The 16,582-nt window shown below is 64.2% G+C and carries 14 protein-coding genes; 8 read left to right on the forward strand and 6 right to left on the reverse strand.

What is annotated here, in order from left to right; translation table 11 throughout:
- Positions 1–26 precede the first annotated feature (26 nt).
- Genes benA through D769_RS13060 form a run of 4 tightly spaced genes read left to right on the forward strand, consistent with a single transcriptional unit; the run spans position 27 to position 3,767 of the window.
- On the forward strand, positions 27–1,421 hold the full coding sequence (benA, locus tag D769_RS13045; protein ID WP_035883774.1) for a benzoate 1,2-dioxygenase large subunit: 1,395 nt from the start codon (positions 27–29) through the stop codon (positions 1,419–1,421).
- Positions 1,418–1,912: a benzoate 1,2-dioxygenase small subunit gene (benB, locus tag D769_RS13050; protein WP_008645756.1), complete on the forward strand. Its 495-nt coding sequence runs from the start codon at positions 1,418–1,420 to the stop codon at positions 1,910–1,912. Before benA ends, benB begins: the two co-directional genes overlap by 4 nt.
- Positions 1,913–1,953: 41 nt before the next feature.
- Complete coding sequence (gene benC / locus D769_RS13055; protein ID WP_008645758.1) at positions 1,954–2,973, forward strand: benzoate 1,2-dioxygenase electron transfer component BenC; 1,020 nt, start codon at positions 1,954–1,956, stop codon at positions 2,971–2,973.
- Entirely contained in the window at positions 2,973–3,767 is a 795-nt protein-coding gene (locus D769_RS13060; RefSeq protein ID WP_008645760.1) for a 1,6-dihydroxycyclohexa-2,4-diene-1-carboxylate dehydrogenase, read from the forward strand. The genes benC and D769_RS13060 overlap by 1 nt, the downstream gene beginning before the upstream one ends.
- 113 nt (positions 3,768–3,880) lie before the next feature.
- Here the strand turns inward: D769_RS13060 and D769_RS13065 are convergent, their stop codons facing one another.
- The 4 genes from D769_RS13065 to D769_RS13080 form a co-directional block, all read right to left on the reverse strand.
- A complete protein-coding gene (locus D769_RS13065; RefSeq protein ID WP_008645762.1) occupies positions 3,881–5,032 on the reverse strand; it encodes an OpgC domain-containing protein in 1,152 nt (383 codons plus the stop codon).
- A gap of 109 nt (positions 5,033–5,141) precedes the next feature.
- Positions 5,142–5,717, reverse strand: coding sequence for a TetR/AcrR family transcriptional regulator (locus D769_RS13070; protein WP_008645764.1), 576 nt, complete (start codon positions 5,715–5,717; stop codon positions 5,142–5,144).
- Positions 5,718–5,885: 168 nt separating this feature from the next.
- Positions 5,886–7,328: a dihydrolipoyl dehydrogenase gene (locus D769_RS13075; RefSeq protein ID WP_008645765.1), complete on the reverse strand. Its 1,443-nt coding sequence runs from the start codon at positions 7,326–7,328 to the stop codon at positions 5,886–5,888.
- Between the two features lie 137 nt (positions 7,329–7,465).
- Positions 7,466–8,197, reverse strand: a complete 732-nt coding sequence (locus D769_RS13080; protein WP_008645767.1) for a glutathione peroxidase — start codon at positions 8,195–8,197, stop codon at positions 7,466–7,468.
- Between the two features lie 248 nt (positions 8,198–8,445).
- Between D769_RS13080 and D769_RS13085 the strand changes: the two genes are divergently transcribed.
- The 3 genes from D769_RS13085 to D769_RS13095 all read left to right on the forward strand — a co-directional run bounded on the left by D769_RS13085 (position 8,446) and on the right by D769_RS13095 (position 12,342).
- Entirely contained in the window at positions 8,446–10,185 is a 1,740-nt protein-coding gene (locus tag D769_RS13085) for a dipeptidase (protein ID WP_008645769.1), read from the forward strand.
- A gap of 248 nt (positions 10,186–10,433) precedes the next feature.
- A complete protein-coding gene (locus D769_RS13090; RefSeq protein ID WP_008645771.1) occupies positions 10,434–11,666 on the forward strand; it encodes a molybdopterin-dependent oxidoreductase in 1,233 nt (410 codons plus the stop codon).
- Positions 11,667–11,676: 10 nt separating this feature from the next.
- The gene (locus tag D769_RS13095; RefSeq protein ID WP_008645774.1) at positions 11,677–12,342 is read left to right on the forward strand and encodes a c-type cytochrome; all 666 of its coding nucleotides are present in this window, start codon (positions 11,677–11,679) and stop codon (positions 12,340–12,342) included.
- 10 nt (positions 12,343–12,352) lie between these two features.
- Here the strand turns inward: D769_RS13095 and D769_RS13100 are convergent, their stop codons facing one another.
- Both D769_RS13100 and D769_RS13105 read right to left on the reverse strand, forming a co-directional pair.
- Positions 12,353–12,832 (reverse strand): nuclear transport factor 2 family protein, encoded by a 480-nt coding sequence (locus D769_RS13100; protein WP_008645777.1) that lies wholly within the window; start codon positions 12,830–12,832, stop codon positions 12,353–12,355.
- Between the two features lie 123 nt (positions 12,833–12,955).
- Positions 12,956–14,722, reverse strand: a complete 1,767-nt coding sequence (locus tag D769_RS13105) for an FAD-dependent oxidoreductase (protein ID WP_040011033.1) — start codon at positions 14,720–14,722, stop codon at positions 12,956–12,958.
- Positions 14,723–15,049: 327 nt separating this feature from the next.
- Between D769_RS13105 and D769_RS13110 the strand changes: the two genes are divergently transcribed.
- Positions 15,050–16,582, forward strand: coding sequence for an acetyl-CoA hydrolase/transferase family protein (locus D769_RS13110; RefSeq protein WP_008645781.1), 1,533 nt, complete (start codon positions 15,050–15,052; stop codon positions 16,580–16,582).

A 16,582-nucleotide genomic window follows, 5' to 3' on the forward strand; every position in this document is an offset into this window, starting at 1 on the left:
CCCCGCCGCTCTGGCAGGAGACCACCATGATCCCGATCCATCTGGATACCGGGGCGGGCCCCGCTCGTCCCCAGCATCAGCCCAACCGCCTGGAAAACCTTGATCAGTTCCTGGTCGAAGACAAAGCCACCGGCGACTATCGGCTGCACCGCAGCGCGTTCACGGACGAGGCGCTGTTCGAACTCGAGATGCAGCACATCTTCGAGGGCAACTGGATCTACCTGGCGCATGAAAGCCAGATCCCCAACAACAACGATTACTACACGACGCATATCGGCCGCCAGCCGATCGTGATCGCGCGTAATCGCCAGGGCGAACTGAACGCATTCATCAACGCGTGCAGCCATCGCGGCGCCATGTTGTGCCGGCACAAGCGCGGCAACAAGGCCACATACACCTGCCCATTCCACGGCTGGACATTCAATAACAGCGGCAAGCTACTCAAGGTCAAGGACCCCGAACAGGCCGGCTATCCGGAATGCTTCAACAAGGAGGGGTCCCACGACCTGAAGAAGCTGGCGCGCTTTGCCAACTATCGCGGCTTCCTGTTTGGCAGCCTCAACGCCGATGTGCCGCCGATCGAGCAGTTTCTGGGCGATGCCGCGCGCATCATCGACATGATCGTCGACCAGTCACCCGATGGCTTGGAGGTGCTGCGTGGCTCGTCGACATACACGTTCGCCGGCAACTGGAAGCTGCAGGCCGAGAATGGCGCCGATGGCTACCATGTGTCCGCCGTGCACTGGAACTACGCCGCCACCACAAGCCACCGCAAGCAGCAGAACGAACGCGAGGACAAGATCCGCGCGATGGATGCGGGCAAGTGGGGTCAGCAAGGCGGCGGCTTCTACGCGTTCGATCACGGCCATATGCTGCTGTGGTCGCGCTGGGCCAACCCGGAAGATCGTCCGAACTTCGCCCGTCGCGACGAGTTCGCGCAACGCTGTGGCGAGGAGCGCGCCGACTGGATGATCCAGAACTCGCGCAACCTGTGCCTGTACCCCAATGTCTACCTGATGGACCAGTTCGGCTCGCAGATCCGCCTGCTGCGCCCGCTGTCGGTGGACCGCACCGAAGTCACGATCTACTGCATCGCCCCCAAGGGCGAATCGGACGAGGCCCGCGCGCGCCGCATCCGCCAGTACGAGGACTTCTTCAACGTCAGCGGCATGGCCACGCCCGACGACCTCGAGGAGTTCCGCGCCTGCCAACAGGGCTACGCGGGCCAGGCACTGGCCTGGAACGATATGTGCCGGGGCGCCACGCACTGGATCGACGGGCCCGACGACGCAGCAAAGCGCATCGGTCTGAATCCGGTGATGAGCGGGCTGCGTACCGAGGACGAAGGGCTCTATACCGTACAGCACCGCTACTGGCTGGAGACGATGAAGCGGGCCGTGGCACAGGGAGATGCAGCATGAGCGCCGCCATCCCCATGAGCGATGTCTCGGCCTTTCTCTACCGCGAGTGCCGCCTGCTCGACGACGAGCAATGGGATGAATGGCTGACCTGCTATCACCCCGAGGCGCGATTCTGGATGCCTTGCTGGGATGACGACGGCAAGCTCGTCACCGATCCGGAACGAGAGATTTCGCTGATCTTCTATCCGAACCGGCAGGGGCTGGAAGACCGCATCTTCCGCATCAAGACCGAGCGGTCGAGCGCGACGATCCCCGACACGCGCACGAGCCACAACCTGAGCAATATCGAAATCGAGTCGACCGACGGACATCTGGCCACGGTGCGCTTCAACTGGCACACGCTCGCGCATCGCTACCAGACCAATTTCAGCTACTTCGGCATGTCGCGCTACGTAATCGATTTCTCGCAAGGCACGCCGCGCATCCTGAACAAGTACGTCGTGCTCAAGAACGACTACATCCACCAGGTCATCGACATCTATCACATCTGATTCGCTCGCCGTATCAGGCAGCACCACGGAGGGACAAGGCCATGGAACATACGATCGCCCTGCAGTTCGAAGACGGCGTGACGCGCTTCATCACGTGCGGCGACAAGGAGACGCTCTCGGACGCCGCCTATCGCCAGCAGATCAACATTCCGCTCGACTGCCGCGACGGCGCGTGCGGAACCTGTCGCGGCCTGTGCGAATCCGGCCACTACGATCTACCCGAATCGAGCTATATCGAGGACGCGCTGACCGCCGAGGAGGCGGCCAAGGGATACGTGCTGGCCTGCCAGACGCGGCCGCGCTCGGATTGCGTGATCCGCGTGCCGGCTTCGTCCGCGGCCTGCAAGACTGGCGTGACTCGATTCGAGGGCGCGATCGCCGCCGTGGCGCCACTGTCGGATTCGACCATCGGCTTCTCGATCGACCTCGATGACCCAACCGCGCTCAGCTTCCTGCCCGGGCAGTACGTCAACGTGGAAATCCCGGGCAGTGGACTAACGCGCGCGTACTCGTTCAGTTCGCCGCCGGGCGCGTCTCAGGCGGCCTTCGTCGTGCGCAATGTGCCACAGGGCCGCATGAGCGGCTTTCTGGCCGGCGAGGCGCAGACCGGACAGCGCATGGCATTCTCCGGCCCGTTCGGCAGCTTCTACCTGCGCGCCGTCACGCGGCCCGTTTTGTTCCTGGCCGGCGGCACCGGCATCGCGCCGTTTCTGTCCATGCTCGACGTATTGGCCGCCAGCGGCAGCACGCATCCGGTGCGCATGGTCTACGGCGTGACGCATGACATCGACTTGGTGGCCACCGAGCGGCTTGAGGCTGCCGCGGCCAGCATCGACGGATTCACCTACCGCACCTGCATTGCCGACGCCGCGAGCACGCACGAGCGCAAGGGCTATGTGACCACGCATGTCGACACCGCATGGATCAACGACGGAGACGTCGACATCTACCTCTGCGGCCCCGTGGCCATGGTGGAAGCCGTGCGCGACTGGCTGCGGGATGCCGGCATCACGCCGGCCAATTTCTACTACGAGAAGTTTTCGGCCAGCGCGGAGGCATGATGCGCACGACGCAACGTTTCGCCGACCGGACGATGATCGTCACGGGCGCGGCGCAGGGTATCGGTCGCGGCGTGGCAATGTCCGCGGCTGCCGAGGGCGCGAATGTGGTGCTGGTGGACCGCGCCGCGCTGGTCGAGGAAGTCGCGGCCGAGATTCTGGCCGCGGGCGGCACGGCACTGTCCGTCAATGCGGACCTGGAGACGTATGCGGGAGCGCAGGCGATGGTGGCCACGGCCACCGCTGCCTTCGGCCATGTCGACATCCTGATCAACAACGTGGGCGGCACGATCTGGGCCAAGCCCTATGAGCACTACGCTGAAGCCGAAATCGAGGCCGAGATCCGCCGGTCGCTGTTTCCCACGCTCTGGGGTTGCCGCGCGGTGTTGCCGGGCATGGTCGAGCGTCGCGCCGGAGTCATCGTCAACGTGTCGTCGATTGCGACGCGCGGCATCCATCGCGTGCCCTACGCGGCGGCCAAAGGAGGCGTGAATGCGCTGACCGCGAGCCTGGCGTTCGAGCACGCGGCGGATGGCATTCGCATTAACGCGGTGGCTACGGGCGGTACCGAGGCGCCGCCGCGCAAGATCCCGCGCAACACGCAGCAACAGTCGGAACAGTCGGAACAGGAATCGAAGTGGTATCAGGCAATCGTCGATCAGACCGTGTCGTCGAGCCTGATGCACCGGTACGGGACGATCGAGGAACAAGTAGGTGTGATCCTGTTCCTGGCCTCGGACGAGGCGTCGTATATGACGGGGACTGTGGTGCCAGTAGGTGGCGGAGACCTTGGCTGACGCGCTGACTTGCCACTTGATCGCGCCCCTCTCCGATGTGCATGGGAGGGGGCGCGCATGACGCGCGATCACACGCGATCACAGACGATCAAACGCGATCACGCGCGCGATGGCTATGCAGTGACGATCGCCGACTTCGCGGCCACCTTCTTCGCTTCCTTCCTTCGGCCATACCAGCCGCCGACCACCAGCAGGATTGCCACCGCCACCAGATCGCCGCCCAGCGCCACCGGGCGCGTGGGCCGGCCGCCGGCAATGCCATAGGTGAAGCCTTCGATCGTCACCGACACCACGGCGCCCAGCACGAAGCAGAACAGGCTATGCCGGCCGATCTGCACCACCGGCCCCATAAAGCGGGCCACGCGCTCGACCCATCCCGCGCGCGCCGCCAGATAGACCAGCCATGCCAGCCCCAGGAAGCTGAGCACGCGCAGGAACGCCAGGCTCTGCTTCGGCAGCGGAAAGACCATCGACGGCAACCACGCCGGCAGCCAGGCCTCATACACATGCGGACGCATCCACAGATACGCCAGCGCCATGCAGGCCATCGTGACAACCACCGCGCCGATGGTGCAGGCCCAGCGCGCGATATTCTGTTGCGGCAGCACGAAGTCCGGCCGCAGGCGTGCCAGCAGGCCCATGCCGAACATCAACTGCCATGCGAACGGGTTGAAGCTCCAGCCGCGCGGCTCGCTGCTCGGCAACAGCGGCAGCAGCGCCGGCGCCATGATCCAGAGCGCCACGCTGCCGCAGACAAAGGCCAACGGATATTTTCTCGCCCAGCCGATCGCCAGCGGCGCCAGTCCAATAAACACCGCGTACATCGGCAGTACGTCCGAGACGAATGGCTGCCGCGCCAGCCCGATCACCTGGAACAGCGTTTCGATCGGTTGGGCCATGAACGCCGGTGCCTCGGTCGCGCGCACGGCGGGCGCGGGCACCTTGCACATCGCCAGCAAGAACCCGAACAGCAACATCAGCACCCCGGTCAGCACGAAGGCCTTGTAGATCTCCCAGCTACGGCGGTGCAGGCGTTTGCTCGCGGCGCTGGCGCCCTGGCGGGCCTCCATCGCGAGATAGGCGGCGCCCGCCGAATAGCCGGCCAGGAAAACAAAGACCTCGGCGGCGTCGAAGAGCGTGAAGTTGCGGATCGTGTAGTCGGCCAGCACGCTGCCGTTGACATGGTCGACCACGATGAAGAGCAGCGCGATGCCGCGAATCAGGTCGACCTCGGTGCGCCGCTGGTTGTTGTTCACTGCGTTCACAGGCGTGCTTCCCAATGCAAACGGGCCGAAATTGCTTCCGGCCCATGTCTTATGCCACGGATTTTACCGTGGCATCAGGGTTAACGTGTACGCACTGTGTTTCAGTAGATTACGCTGCCGAATGTGCCGTATGCAGCCTGGCAAGCGTCCGCCTCCCGGCATCGATCACGCCACCGGCATGCGTGGTCTGGTAGCGGATGATCATGCCCTCGATGCAGAGCATGGCCTCTTCCGCCACTTCGCGTGGGCTGGACAGCCCCAGATCGCGCGCGATCCCGGTGACGAGGTCCTCCAGCGACGCCTTGTGCGCCACTGCCTGCGCCAGCAGCCTTGGGTCGTCACCGGCACCGCCACCTGCCTCCGCGATCATGTTGATAAAGGAGCAGCCACGAAAATCCTCGGTGGCGAACCACTCGCCCAGCGCATCGGCCATGACATCGAGGTTGCCGCGTGCGGCCAGTCGCTGGGTCACCGCATCACGGAACCAGCCCATCCAGTAGTCATGCCGGCGCTCGAGATACGCGACGATCAGGTCGTTCTTGGAAGGGAAATGCCGGTAGAGCGACATCTTGGCCACGCCCGACTCGGCGATGATCCGGTCGATCCCGGTACCGCGATAGCCATCGCGGTAGAACAGGCGTGCTGCGGTATCGAGGATGCGGTCGCGCGCGGATGGGGTGGGCATGACGGGTGACAGGGTAAGACGTTGGCGTGGATAGGCGCCATTATAGGAGACAGATCTGTCTTGATCTGTCTCGATCTCTCTATATACATCCCGCCAAATGAACAAGGGCCGGAAGCGAGACGTCGCTTCCGGCCCTCCCGATCAAGCCAGGCTCAGGCTGCCGTCCGATCAGGCGGCTTCCTGCAATTGCGCCAGCTTGGCTTGCGCATCACGCAGCGCCGTGCGCAAGCCCTCTTCCACCACGGGATGGTAGAAAGGCATGGCCAGCATCGCGGCAATCGTCAGCCCCTGCTGGTACGACCACGCCAGCAGATGCGCGATGTTCTCGGCGCGCGGGCCAATCCACTCCGCGCCAAGGAAGCGGCCCGTGGCGCGATCCGCGTAGACGTGCATCAGCCCCCGGTTCTTGAGCATCACACGGCTGCGCCCCTGATCCTCGAAGCTGACCTCGCCAGTCACGAAGCTGCCCGGCGTCAGATCGGCAAAGCGCTTGCCGACCATCGCGATCTGCGGATCGGAGAACACCACCGCGATCGGCGCGCGCCGCGTCAGCGGACCGACCTTCGGCCAGAGTGCAGCGTTTTCGCCGGCAATCTTGCCTTCGTCGGCCGCCTCATGCAGCAGCGGCAGGACGTTGTTGGCATCGCCGGCGATGAAGATCGGCGATTCACCGCACTGGAGTGTCACCGGGTCGAACACCGGTACGCCCCGCCAATCGAGTTCCAGCGCGGTGTTGTTCAGCCCAAGATTGTCGACATTGGGCTGGCGGCCCGTGGCGGCCAGCACGTAGGCGAAGCGCTCCGTCACGGTCTGGCCGTCGGCGTCTTCGAACGTGATGACGGCGTCGTCGCCCTCGCGTCGCATCTCAAGCACGCGCGCATCCGGCAACAACGAGAATTCCTGGTTGAAGGACTTGGCAGCGTAAGCACGAATTTCGGGGTCCGACAACGGGCCGACACCGCCGCCGACACCGAACACGCGCACCCGCACGCCAAGCCGCGACAGTGCCTGCCCCAGTTCCAGACCAATCACGCCCGGGCCGAACACCGCCACGCTTTGGGGCAGGTCTTCCCACGAGAACACATCGTCATTGACGATCAGGCGATCTCCGAACACGCCAAAGGACGGCGGCACGGCAGGGCGCGAGCCCGTGGCGATCACCACGCGGTTAGCGCGCACGACAGTGTGGTCGTCAACCTGGAGGATCGTGTTGTCGATGAACCGCGCCTGCCCGATCAGGCGGTCGTCCTGGGGAATGCCCTCCACGCCGCGCACCACGAAGCCGACAAAGCGGTCGCGTTCGCTCCGCACGCGCTGCATGACTTCCCTGCCGTCGATGCGGACCGGGCCATCCACGTGCACGCCAAATGCAGCAGTGTGACGCGCTTCGTGCGCAGCTTCCGCCGCGGCAATCAGCAGCTTCGACGGCATGCAGCCCACGCGGGCGCAGGTCGTGCCATAGGCGCCGCCCTCGATGATCACGGCGCGCTTGCCGGCGGCAATGGCCGCGCGGTAGGCGGCCAGGCCGGCAGTGCCCGCGCCGATGATGGCCACGTCAGTCTGGACGGTCTGGACAGTTTGAGCGGTCTGGGCATTCTGGTTCGTGTTCATGTGCGTTTCCTGTATCGATCGTCAATCGGCGTACGGGATGGCGCCGCCACATACGCGGCGCCATCGGATACGACGACTAGCAAGGGGGAGAGGTGCCCAGGACACCGGTCGGGGGAACCGGGCCCGGGCGAGGGAGATCAGCGAGCGAGGTACTGTTCGAGCGCTTCGGCGCCACCAACCAGCTTGCCGTTGATGAACACCTGCGGCGCAGTCATTTCGCCCGACACGGCGCCCAGCACCTTGCCGCGAATCTTGTTCTCGAGCGGCACGTCGATGTACTCGAAGCCGTTGTCCGACAGCAGTTGCTTTGCCTTGGCGCAGTGCGAGCAGCCAACCTTCGAGAACACCACCACCTGGTCCGGCTGCTTGGCGGTCGGCGCGATGTAGTTCAGCATCGTGTCGGCATCCGACACCTTGAACGGGTCGCCCGGCTCTTCCGGCTCGATGAACATCTTGTCCACGACACCATCCTTGACCAGCATCGAATAGCGCCAGCTACGCTTGCCGAAACCGAGGTCGGCCTTGTCGACGAGCATGCCCATGCCGTCGGTGAATTCGCCGTTGCCGTCGGGGATCATGACGATGTTCTCGGACTCCTGGTCCTTGGCCCACTCGTTCATGACAAAGGTGTCGTTGACCGACACGCACAGGATTGCGTCGACGCCTTGCTTGGCGAACACCGGCGCCAGTTCGTTGTAGCGCGGCAGGTGCGTGGACGAGCACGTCGGGGTGAAGGCGCCCGGCAGCGAGAACAACACTACAGTCTTGCCGTCGAACAGTTCGGCCGTGGTCACGTCCTTCCACTCATTGTTTGCACGCACACGGAACGTGACGTTGGGAACGCGTTGGCCTTCACGGGATTGCAGCATCTGGATCACTCCTCTGGGTCAGGTTGGCGCCGCGTGTTGCAGCGATGGAGTGGATTCTGAAGATCCCAATGTGATTTGTACAATTCATCGTTTCAACCAATCCGATTGATAATTACTATTATCAATCGTAGAAAGGCGATTGATTTTCACTATCGACGAGTGATCTCCCTGCTTTCTTGCCGCACCGGGCGCCGCTATCATTCGGCCACCCAACAATGACAACCCGGACAACCGAAGGGACAAACCCGATGAATCGTCTGACTGCACGACTGCCAGCGGCAACCCTGCTGGCCGCCGCCCTGCTCGCCTGCCCGCTGACACCCATGGCGAACGCGGCGACCATCGCCAAGCCGGAGCTCGACCAACTCGTGGCCGGTGCCACGACAACGCCTCCTGCCAGTTTCAATGCCTTCCTCGACGCCGCGGTCAAGGCCGACCCGAAACTTGCGCCTTCCGTGCGAGCCTATTGGGCAAAGCGCCCGCTCACGGGCGACGACCTCGTCAACATCGGACGCCTGCTCGGCGTCTACAACCGCGTACACAACGGCGGTGCCGTACTCGACAGCATCAGCGAGATGGTGGCGCTGCGCACGGTGCGCGACGACAAGGTGCCGCAGCACGAGAACCCCGCGATCATCGAGTTCGGCAAGCTCGTGGAGCGGATGGCCAAGGACTTTGGCCTGCACTATCGCAACATCGACAACCGCGTGTTCGAAGTCACGCTGCCTGGCACCGGCAAGGACACCTTCGGCATCCTTACCCATGCCGACGTGGTGCCCGTGGTGGCCGACGAATGGGTACTCGACGATGGCACGAAGCTCGACCCGTTCAAGGTCACGCGCGTGGGCGACTACCTCTACGGACGTGGCACGATCGACGACAAGGGCTCGATTGCCGCCGCCCTCTACGCGATGAAAACCGTGCGGGAAAGCGGCGTGCCGCTGGCGCGTTCGATCCGGCTGATGATCGAGACCACCGAGGAAACCGGTGGCGACGGCATGAAGTACTACCGCGAGAAAACCGCCCTGCCCGAGTACAACATCGTGCTCGACAGCAAGTACCCCGCCGTGGTCGCCGAGAAAGGCTCGGGCGCGCTGACCGCGCGCTTCGCGGATCAGACGGTGGACGGCAAGCAGGCGGCCATCGTGGCCATGAGCGGCGCGGCCTCGGCCAACGCGATTCCTCAGACGGCGACGGCACGCATCAGCGGCGGTGACCTGGCAGCCGTGGCCGCCGGCCTGGAAAAGGCGCGCGCCGGTTTCATCGCCCAGCATGAGGCCCAGGGCAAGTTCTCGATCGACATCGCGCGTGACGGCGACGTCATCGTCGTGAAGGTGACTGGCACGTCCGCCCATGGCTCCCGCCCCGAGGAAGGCGTGAACCCCGTGCCGCGTCTCGCGATGTTCCTGCAGTCGTCGGGCGTCGCCTTTGCCGACAACCAGTACGCCCATGCGATCCGCTACCTGACCGACCTCTATGGCACCGACTATCTCGGGGAAAAGCTCGGCGTGGCCTATCGGGATGACTTCATGGGTCCGTTGACGATCTCGCCGACGCTGATCCGCGAGCGCGGCGGCAAGCTCGAAGTCACCGCCAACGTGCGGATGCCACGCGGTTCAACGCCCGATGCCTTGCGCGCGAAGATCGCCGAGCGCGTCCAGGGCTGGGCAGCAACCACGCACACCGCGCTGGAGATCCAGCACGAACAGGGCGACTGGATGGCCCGGGATCCCAAGGGCGCCTGGCTGGCCACGTTGCTGAACATCTACGGCGATACCACCGGGCTCGAAGCCAAGCCCGTGCCGACCGCCGGCAGCACCACGGCCAAGCTGATGCCGAACGCGATCAACTTCGGGCCAGCGATGCCGGGCAAGAAGTACACCGCGCACAACGCGAAGGAGTACAAGGAAGTGCCCGACCTGAACCTGGACATGCAGATGTTCACGGAGATGCTCGTGCGCGTTGGCAATCTGAAATCGATGCAGTAAGGCCGCTCGGCTGGCCGTGCCGGGATACATCGAAGCGGTGCGGCCAGCTAAACGGATCCGCTAACGGATCCGCTTAGCGGGTTGCTTAGCGTAGTCGTAGCGGGTCGTTTAGCGGGAATTCCTCTTGTTGTTATCGATTTAATCTGTTTTACATGCCTTGCGGCACTGAATAGGCTTTATCCCCGTCCTCACCCCCGTGTGTGCGCCCCCGCGGCCACGGCCCAAGATAAGAACGACGGAGACAAGCCATGGAGAATCGAGTCCGGCGACGCCGGTTTCTCAAGCAGGCTGGCGCGCTGACGGCCAATGCGGTCGTCGGCACCACCGCCCTGAACGCCCTCGCCGCCAGCGGCGACAAGCAGGTCCAGCTCCCCTTCGACAACGGCGCGCGCGAGCTTGTGGCGTTTCCGCAGAAGCGGCCGCTGATCCTGCTGACCAGCCGGCCTCCGCAGCTGGAAACCCCGTTTAGCGTGTTCAACGAGGGGATTCTGACGCCCAATGACGCGTTTTTCGTGCGTTATCACTGGAGCGGCATTCCGACCTCGGTCGACCCACAGACCTATCGGCTCCGCATTGGCGGCAAGGTGAAAACGCCGCTCGAGCTATCGCTGGCCGACATCAAGGCTATCGCGCAGCCGGTGGAAGTCGTCGCCGTCAACCAGTGCTCGGGCAACAGCCGTGGCTTTCTTGCTCCGCGCGTCAATGGCGGCCAGCTCGCCAACGGCGCCATGGGCAACGCGCGCTGGACCGGCGTGCCGCTGAAGGCCGTGCTCGAACGAGCCGGCGTGCAACCCGGCGCTGTCCAGGTCAGCTTCAATGGCCTCGACCGGCCACCACTCGACAACAGCCCCGACTTCGTCAAATCGCTCGATATCGACCAGGCGCTCGATGGCGAAGTCATGCTGGCGTGGTCCATGAATGGCGAAGACTTGCCGATGCTCAATGGCTACCCGCTACGGCTGGTGGTGCCGGGCCACTACGGTACGTACTGGGTGAAACACCTTTCCGATATCACCGTTCTCGACAAACAGTTCGACGGCTTCTGGGTGCAGAGCGCCTATCGCATTCCCGACAACGCCGGGGCCAATGTCGAACCCGGCTCGGCACCGGCACGCACGCGCCCGATCGGGCGCTTCAACGTGCGCTCGTTCATCACCAGCCTGACCGAAGGCGCGACGGTCCCGTCCGGACGAGAGACCGTGGTAAGAGGCATTGCGTTCGACGGCGGCTACGGTATCGCCGAAGTCGCCTTCTCGGCCGACGGCGGCCGAAGCTGGACGGAAGCCACGCTCGGCCAGGATCTCGGCAAGTACTCGTTCCGCGAATGGCGCGCCGCATTCCGCCCGCCACGCAAGGGGGCCTATGACCTCCGGGTGCGCGCGGTCAATCGTATCGGCCAGAGCCAGCCGATGACGGCGTTGTGGAATCCGGCCGGCTACATGCGCAACGTGGTGGAAACCACGCGCGTCAAGGCAGTCTGAGGAGCCCGCCATGCAAAAGACCCCTTGGACCCCTTGCAGCCGCTTCCCGGCACGGCGCCTTGCCATCAGCCTGGCGCTGATGCTCTCCGCACTGCCCGCCGCGCACGCGCTGGAAATCCAGCTTCCCCCCGAAACCGCAAGCTATCAACCCAGCGAACTGCCCGGCTATCGGCTGGTGCAGCAGAACTGCATGACCTGCCATTCGGCGCAGTACGTGTCGACGCAGCCGCAGTCGCTGGGCCGCGCTTACTGGGATGCCACCGTCAAGAAGATGAAGACTGCCTTCGGCGCGCCACTACGCGACGAAGACCTCCCGGTGATGGCCGACTATCTGGTCCGGACCTATGGTGCGGAACGCCAGACGACCGCCGCCGCGGCCGTATCGCCTGCTCCCGCCGCATCGGCAAAGCCAGCGCCAGCCAAGGCACACGACGCCAGCAGCCTCCTCGCGACCAACAACTGCCTCGCCTGCCACGCCGTGGACAAGAAGGTGGTGGGCCCCGCATTCCACGATGTTGCCGCGAAGTACGCCGGCCAGGCCGATGCCGTCAGCACCGTGATGCGTAGCATCCGCACCGGAGGCAGCGGCAAATGGGGCGGCGTGCCGATGCCGCCGTTCGCGGATGTCAGCGACGCCGACCTGCGCGAACTGGCTGGCTGGGTACTCGGGCGCTAAAGGGCTGCGTTCAGAAGCCCAGGTCGCTCAGGCCCGGATGGTCATCGGGCCGGCGACCGAGCGGCCAGTGGTACTTGCGATCGCTCTCGCGGATCGGCGCGTCATTGATGGATGCATGACGCTGCCGCATCAGGCCGTTCTCGTCGAATTCCCAATTCTCGTTGCCATACGAGCGGAACCAGTTGCCCGAATCATCGTGCCACTCGTAGGCAAACCGCACCGCGATGCGATTGCCCTCGTACGCCCAAAGCTCCTTGATCAGCCGGTAGTCCAGTTCCTTCTGCCACTTGCGGGTAAGAAAGGCCTGAATCTGCTCGCGGCCATGCACGAACTCGGCACGATTGCGCCAGGCGCTGTCGATCGTATAGGCCAGTGCCACACGGGCCGGATCGCGCGTATTCCAGCCGTCTTCGGCTGCACGCACCTTGGCGATGGCGCTTTCACGGGTAAACGGCGGCAGCGGCGGCCGGACTTCGGGGACGTTCGACATCGGGGGGACTCCTTCCTGCGTGTTGTCAGATGAGGTGATACAGATCTGTCTACACAGTGTATGTAGACAGATCTGTATGTCAAGCAGGAATGCCCCGACTCCGGGGTGCGGCGAGTCAGCCGATCACATGCGAACAGCCAAGGCGACAGGTTGCATGTCCGCCAGATACCGGTGGATCTGCGCAACGACCGCCGCGCCCTCACCCACGGCGGCGGCTACGCGCTTGGTCGAGCCGGATCGCACGTCTCCGATCGCGAACACGCCCGGCACGCTCGTCTCAAGCGTGAAGTCGGCGCGTTCGGTGCAGGAGCGATGGGCCTCGTATCCTGTCAGCACGAAACCCTTGGCATCGGTCTCCACATTGCAGGCGCGCAACCATTCGGTGTTGGGCGCCGCGCCGATGAACAGGAATACGTGGCGCATCGGCACAGAAATGCAGTCGGCACCCTGCGTTTGCTCCCGATAGCGCACGATCGACAGCCACTCCTCGCCCTCCAGCGCGGTGATCTGGGCGTGCGTGTGCAACGTGACGTTGGGGAGGCTGCGGATGCGGTCGATCAGGTAGCGCGACATCGTTGCCTCCAGCCCTTCGCCGCGCACGAGGATGTGCACCTCCCTGGCGTGGGACGCCAGGAACACCGCTGCCTGGCCGGCCGAGTTACCGCCGCCGACGAGCATCGCATGTTCGTCCTTGCACAGCTTGGCTTCTACCGGCGAAGCCCAGTAGTAGACGCCACGGCCTTCATAGCGATCGAGCGAGTCGATCTCCGCGCGACGGTACTGCGCGCCGGTGGCGATCACAACGGTACGCGTGGGAATCTGACGACCGTCCGACAGTTCGATCCGGATCGGATTCTCACCACAATGCAACGCCTTTGCTTCCAGTGGAATCGCCAGATGCGCACCGAACTTGAGCGCCTGGACGAAGGCCCGCCCCGCCAGCGCCTGCCCGGAAATGCCCGTGGGAAAACCCAGGTAGTTCTCGATTCGGGCGCTCGCGCCAGCTTGCCCGCCCGGCGAGCGGCAATCGATCACGGCCACGGACAACCCTTCGGACGCCGCATAGACGGCCGTGGCCAGCCCCGCCGGGCCTGCGCCGACGACGATCACGTCATAGACATGCTCGGGATCGAACTCGGGAACCAGGCCAAGGCAACTGGCAAGCTGGCCCTCATCCGGCGCGCGCAGGATGCTGCCATCCGGGCAGATCACCATCGGAAAATCGCTCTGCGGCGCATTGCTGAGATCGAGCAGACAGGTGGAGTCGTGATCCGTCTCGATATCGATCACCTTGTGCGGGTGGCCGTTACGACGCAGGAACGCCTGCAGCGCCAGCAACAAGGGCTGCGTGCCACGTCCCACAAGCACCGGGCCACTGCCGCGCTCGATCAGGCCAACCCGGCGCAGGATCAGCGCCCGCATGATGCGCTCGCCCAGATCGGCCTCTGCCACCAGCAGTGCGCGCAGGCGCTCGGGGACAATCACCAGCGCGACGGTATCCTCGATGGCCAAGGCGTCGACCAGCGCCGGCTTTCCAGTCAGTTGCCCGACCTCCGCCAGAAACTGGCCGGGCCCTTCCTCGGTAATGGTGCTGCGGTTACCCAGCCCGTCCCGCTGGATGATGCGCGCGCGGCCGGACAGGACGACGTACATCCCGCGCCCCACGTCGCCCGTCGAGAAGAGCATCTCGCCGGCGCGCCACGATCTGACTTCGCCGAAACGGTGAATGCGCTCGATTTCGGCCGCCGTCAGCGTTGGAAACATCTGGTGGCTGCGGGATTCCAGTAGCGAGTACGGCGCCTCCAGTCCGGAAACCGGCTCGTGACCACCGTCGCCACCCGAGGTATCAGGGTTGGCATCGGTCTCCGATGTCGCCCGCGTCATCTCCATGCTTCCCCCTTGCAATCGTGTGGTGGCCAGATGCTCCGGCCGCGCAAGGATTGATGGTAGTCATGCCTCGCGCCTCGCACCAAGTACACATGACGATTTTAGACAGCGGCGGCAGGAAAGACCCGTTGGATCACCTGCCCTGCAGCGGAAATGTCGAACTCGCCGTTCCATGAAAAAACCGACTTGATACCAGTGATTTAAATCATGGTGAGAATATTAAGCGGTAGCTACACTGTGCTGCGCGCCTGTTGACACGCAACGTCCGCCGCGATTCACAAGGTCCGCTGGCGGAGAACCAGACAGCCCCCAAGCAAGCAAGGAGACGAGATGTACCGCGATCGCATTCGCCTGGCAGACCTGCAGAACAGGATCATGTCGGCCGATCAAGCTGCAGCACTGATTCAGGATGGCATGACGGTAGGGATGAGCGGGTTCACCCGCGCAGGCGACTGCAAGGCCGTACCGGTGGCGCTGGCGCGCCGCGCTGCCACCGATCCGCTACAGATCACGCTGATCACGGGCGCATCTCTCGGTAACGACACCGACAAGATCCTGGCGGAGAGCAATGTGCTTGCCCGCCGCCTGCCTTTCCAGTCCGACTCCACGCTGCGCCGCAAGATCAACGACGGCGAGGTGATGTTCATCGACCAGCATCTGGGTGAAACCGTCGAGCAGCTACGCAGCGGCCAGATCGCACCCGTCGATATCGCGGTTATCGAAGCCACGGCTATCACCGAGACGGGTGGCATCGTGCCCACCACGTCGGTCGGCAACTCCGCCAGCTTCGCGATGATGGCGAAGAAGGTGATCGTCGAACTGAACCTGAACATGCCGACCGGGCTGGAGGGGCTGCATGACATCGCGTTCCCGGTACAACGCCCGTATCGCCAGCCAATTCCATTGATCGCCGTCGAGCAACGCATCGGCCTGCCGTACATCCCCGTCGATCCGTCGCGCATCGCCGCGATCGTGATCACCCAGCGCGACGACAGCCCGTCGAACGCGCTGCCGCCCGATGGCGAAACGCGCCAGATCGCCGGACACCTGAATGCGCTGCTCGATCGTGAAGTGCGCGCCGGACGGCTCTCGACGTCGCTGCAGCCGCTGCAGGCCGGTATTGGCACGATCGCCAACGCCGTACTGCACGGGCTGGCCGACTCGCCGTTCCATGATCTGACCATGTACTCGGAAGTCCTGCAGGACAGCACGATCGCGCTGATCGACGCAGGCAAGCTGCGCTTTGCCTCGGCATCGTCGATGACGCTGTCGGCACCCGTGTATCGCCGCGTGCTCGATGATATCGAGCGCTACAAATCGCGTCTGATCCTGCGCCCGCAAGAGATCAGCAACCACCCCGAAATTCTGCGCCGCCTGGGCCTGATCACGATCAACACCGCGCTCGAGTGCGACATCTATGGCAACGTGAACTCGACGCACGTTGGCGGCACGCACATGATGAACGGTATCGGCGGCTCGGGCGATTTCGCGCGCAATGCGTACCTGTCGGTGTTCGTCACCAAATCGGTGGCCAAGGACGGCAAGATCTCCAGCATCGTGCCGATGGTCTCGCACGTCGACAACAGCGAGCACGACGTCGACATCCTCGTTACCGAACACGGACTGGCCGACCTGCGCGGACTGGCACCGCGCGAGCGAGCGCTGCAGGTCATCAACAACTGCGCCGACCCCGCCTACCGCGACGGACTGCTCGACTACTTCCGCCGCGCCTGCCTCCGTGGTGGCCAGACGCCTCATCTGCTCGAGGAAGCGTTCGCCTGGCACATCAACTACCGCGAGCAAGGCACCATGCAGCCGCAGGGACAGCTTGGCAAGGCCGCCAACGAAGCGCTGGCGGCCTAA

Origin of the sequence: Cupriavidus sp. HMR-1, assembly GCF_000319775.1 — a bacterium.
GTDB classification, from domain to species: Bacteria; Pseudomonadota; Gammaproteobacteria; order Burkholderiales; family Burkholderiaceae; genus Cupriavidus; species Cupriavidus metallidurans.

What these genes read in the sequence shown, in the direction of transcription:
- D769_RS13100 (WP_008645777.1), bottom strand. Translation starts at nt 12,832, where the DNA reads ATGTCGAACGTCCCCGAAGTCCGGCCGCCGCTGCCGCCGTTTACCCGT.
- D769_RS13075 (WP_008645765.1), bottom strand. Translation starts at nt 7,328, where the DNA reads ATGAACACGAACCAGAATGCCCAGACCGCTCAAACTGTCCAGACCGTC.
- benC (WP_008645758.1), top strand. Translation starts at nt 1,954, where the DNA reads ATGGAACATACGATCGCCCTGCAGTTCGAAGACGGCGTGACGCGCTTC.
- D769_RS13090 (WP_008645771.1), top strand. Translation starts at nt 10,434, where the DNA reads ATGGAGAATCGAGTCCGGCGACGCCGGTTTCTCAAGCAGGCTGGCGCG.
- D769_RS13070 (WP_008645764.1), bottom strand. Translation starts at nt 5,717, where the DNA reads ATGCCCACCCCATCCGCGCGCGACCGCATCCTCGATACCGCAGCACGC.
- D769_RS13085 (WP_008645769.1), top strand. Translation starts at nt 8,446, where the DNA reads ATGAATCGTCTGACTGCACGACTGCCAGCGGCAACCCTGCTGGCCGCC.
- D769_RS13095 (WP_008645774.1), top strand. Translation starts at nt 11,677, where the DNA reads ATGCAAAAGACCCCTTGGACCCCTTGCAGCCGCTTCCCGGCACGGCGC.
- D769_RS13105 (WP_040011033.1), bottom strand. Translation starts at nt 14,722, where the DNA reads ATGGAGATGACGCGGGCGACATCGGAGACCGATGCCAACCCTGATACC.
- D769_RS13080 (WP_008645767.1), bottom strand. Translation starts at nt 8,197, where the DNA reads ATGCTGCAATCCCGTGAAGGCCAACGCGTTCCCAACGTCACGTTCCGT.
- benA (WP_035883774.1), top strand. Translation starts at nt 27, where the DNA reads ATGATCCCGATCCATCTGGATACCGGGGCGGGCCCCGCTCGTCCCCAG.
- D769_RS13110 (WP_008645781.1), top strand. Translation starts at nt 15,050, where the DNA reads ATGTACCGCGATCGCATTCGCCTGGCAGACCTGCAGAACAGGATCATG.
- D769_RS13060 (WP_008645760.1), top strand. Translation starts at nt 2,973, where the DNA reads ATGCGCACGACGCAACGTTTCGCCGACCGGACGATGATCGTCACGGGC.
- benB (WP_008645756.1), top strand. Translation starts at nt 1,418, where the DNA reads ATGAGCGCCGCCATCCCCATGAGCGATGTCTCGGCCTTTCTCTACCGC.